3 protein-coding genes are annotated in these 2,639 nt (G+C 54.2%); 2 read left to right on the top strand and 1 reads right to left on the bottom strand.

Annotation, left to right across the window (positions count from 1 at the left end; translation table 11 throughout):
- Positions 1 to 274: 274 nt before the first annotated feature.
- Together VTU_RS0120760 and VTU_RS32020 are read left to right on the top strand one after the other, a co-directional pair.
- Entirely contained in the window at positions 275 to 892 is a 618-nt protein-coding gene (locus tag VTU_RS0120760) for a nucleotide-binding protein (RefSeq protein ID WP_010108226.1), read from the top strand.
- Positions 893 to 1,001: 109 nt separating this feature from the next.
- On the top strand, positions 1,002 to 1,910 hold the full coding sequence (locus VTU_RS32020) for a KAP family P-loop NTPase fold protein (RefSeq protein WP_169315432.1): 909 nt from the start codon (positions 1,002 to 1,004) through the stop codon (positions 1,908 to 1,910).
- Between the two features lie 53 nt (positions 1,911 to 1,963).
- Here VTU_RS32020 and VTU_RS0120755 read toward each other — a convergent pair.
- On the bottom strand, positions 1,964 to 2,639 hold a 676-nt coding region (locus VTU_RS0120755; RefSeq protein ID WP_010108225.1), incomplete at its 5' end, for a transposase.

The raw sequence follows: 2,639 nt of genomic DNA, 5'->3' as shown, positions 1-2,639 counted from the left end.
CTGAGCGACGTGACCGTGAGCACCACCAGTGCCGAAGCGAATGCGCTCACGCTGACTGACGCCAGTCTCACGTCCACCGGCAAGACCGTGCAAGCAGGGTGCCAAGCTGTTTGACGCGCTCACCCAAGCCTTTCAGGGCGCTCCGGTTCAACCTCGCTTTGGTTGATCGGCTGGGCCGTGGGCCCGGGGGCTGAGTAGTTACGCCTGCGGATCGGGAGCCAAGGCATGATGGGCCCGTGTTTTTCACGGACCGGCAGATTCCAAGGAGGTCGTCATGCCAGTGATCGTCGTTGCCAATCCCAAGGGGGGCGTGGGCAAATCCACGCTGTCCACGAACGTTGCGGGGTACTTTGCCAGCCAGGGACACCCCGTGATCCTGGGCGACACCGACCGACAGGAATCCGCGCGGCTGTGGCTCAGCCTGCGCCCGCCCGCCGCGCGCCCCATCGGCACCTGGGACATCGGCTCGGACGTCATCAGCCGCCCGCCCAAGGGAACGACGCACGCGGTGCTCGATACCCCCGCCGGCCTGCACGGCTGGCGCCTGAACGACGTGCTCAAGCTCGCGGACAAAATCATCGTGCCGCTGCAACCCAGCGTGTTCGACATCTTCGCGACGCGCAGCTTTCTCGACCAACTCGCCGAGCACCGCCATGCGGCGGGCGTGCAGGTGGGCATCGTCGGCGTGCGCGTGGACGCGCGCACCCGGGCGGCCGAGCAACTGCAGCATTTTGTCGACGCCCTGGGCTTTGCGGTGCTGGGCTACCTGCGCGACACGCAAAATTACATCCACCTCGCAGCGCATGGACTGACGCTATTTGACGTGGCCCCAGGCCGCGTGGCGCGCGACCTGGAGCAATGGCCCGGAATCTGCGCCTGGCTTGATGCCTGAGGTACGATGCGCAAGCCCCAAGGGGAGCCGACTGTCTCCGGTCCGGCGTGCAGCGGCGCGCAAGTGCATGGTCCTTTCGATGTGCCAGCGTAACTGTAGGACGGACTCTGTGTTATTTTCCCTGACTGACTCCCCAAAAAATTCAACCCCCCGCCCGCACTGCCCTGGTGCTGCCAAAAAAAAGAAGAAGCTCAAAGCCATGACCACGAAACCATTTTTCCACTCTGATCGACCCGCCGAAAAGGACGCATTGGGGTGGTCGGACTTTGCCGAAAACCTGGCACGCTCGCTCTCGCTTCCTGAAGGCAGTGAAGGTATTGTCGTCGGCATCGAAGGAGAATGGGGCTCTGGAAAAAGCACGCTAATTGGACTTATAAAAAAATCTTTGCTACCAGAAGGCAATACAGAGCCAAAACCATCGGTCTGGAAAAGCATGCTAAATGGACTTGCAAAACTTATAAAAAAATCTTCACTAGCAAAAGGAAATACAGATCCAAAGCCATCGAAGCCGATTATCATTGAATTCAACCCTTGGATGGTAAGCGGTACGGAAGCGCTTGTTGAAACATTGATTATTCAAATTGCCGTAGGGATCGGAAAAAATCCTGAAAAAGATGGTTTGAAAACCGCAAGTAAATTGCTGCGATATGGCGCGGCAATCGCCGAACCTCTAAAAATCCTGAAATGTTTCCCAGGCATTGCCTTTATAGGAAATATATCTGAAGCAGCTGGAAATGCCTTTGAGGGATTTAACAAGCATATAGAAAAAAACTTGTCGAAAATTGATCTCAGCAAGCGAAAGGAGGATGTAGTCGAAGGGTTGAATAAACTGGGTCAACCATTAATAATTATTATCGATGATCTTGACCGCCTGCCGCCCGAGGAAATTCGGTCAATGATTCAAACGGTCAAAGCGGTGCTTGACTTTCCACGGACTCTTTATCTTCTGGCATATGATAGGTCCATTGTAGCCCGTACCCTGGGGTCGAGCAATGAAGAGGATGGCCTTCGCTATTAGGACTTACGCAGACCAAACTCAGCTAGCGCGCAACTCGGACTTTTGTAGTCAGTTTAGACGAAGGCCATGAGCACGCTTGGCTGGGCCAACTCCTGTTTCATATAAGCCGATAGCATCCCTTTTTTTAGGCTGTAAATATTCTTCTTCAACTTTTCCGCCAACGCAGACATGTAATTCCATGCCAATATAACACAGCCAATATGATTGCGTTGCGCTCTGGCCGATCTGCACTGGCACTTCTCGAGTCCGAGCGTCTGCTTCACTTCACGATGATACTGCTCAATCTTCCAGCGCATGGTACATACATCTTTTGCATCGTCGGTCGATGCTTGATCGAGATCATTGGTCACAATCCATTCCGTGCGATTCGTTGTAATCGCAACCCGAAATAGTTTGACCTTCATTGCACCTGGAAAACCATGTATCTTGATCAGTTTGCCATGCGCTGCGCCTTGTTGGCTCCACTCCAGTTTGCTTACGGCCTGGTAGGGTTGTTTTCCACCGCTGTCGTCCACTTTGCGGTTGCTCTTGAGCGGGCAGTAAAATATCTTACCCTCACGGTGCAGGTGCAGCATCAGATCCTTGGTGGCGTACCAAGAATCCATCAGCACCACACGGAACGGCAGTTTTTTGATGTTCAGCGCGTCGTCGAACATCTCCTTCATATGGGTGAGCTTGGACTTGGCATCAATGTCCGGATCATAAACGCGCCAATCTATGATCCAGTAG

This window comes from Verminephrobacter aporrectodeae subsp. tuberculatae At4, assembly GCF_000193225.1.
Lineage (GTDB): Bacteria > Pseudomonadota > Gammaproteobacteria > Burkholderiales > Burkholderiaceae_C > Acidovorax > Acidovorax aporrectodeae.
This window is presented reverse-complemented; position numbering and strand designations above follow the sequence as displayed.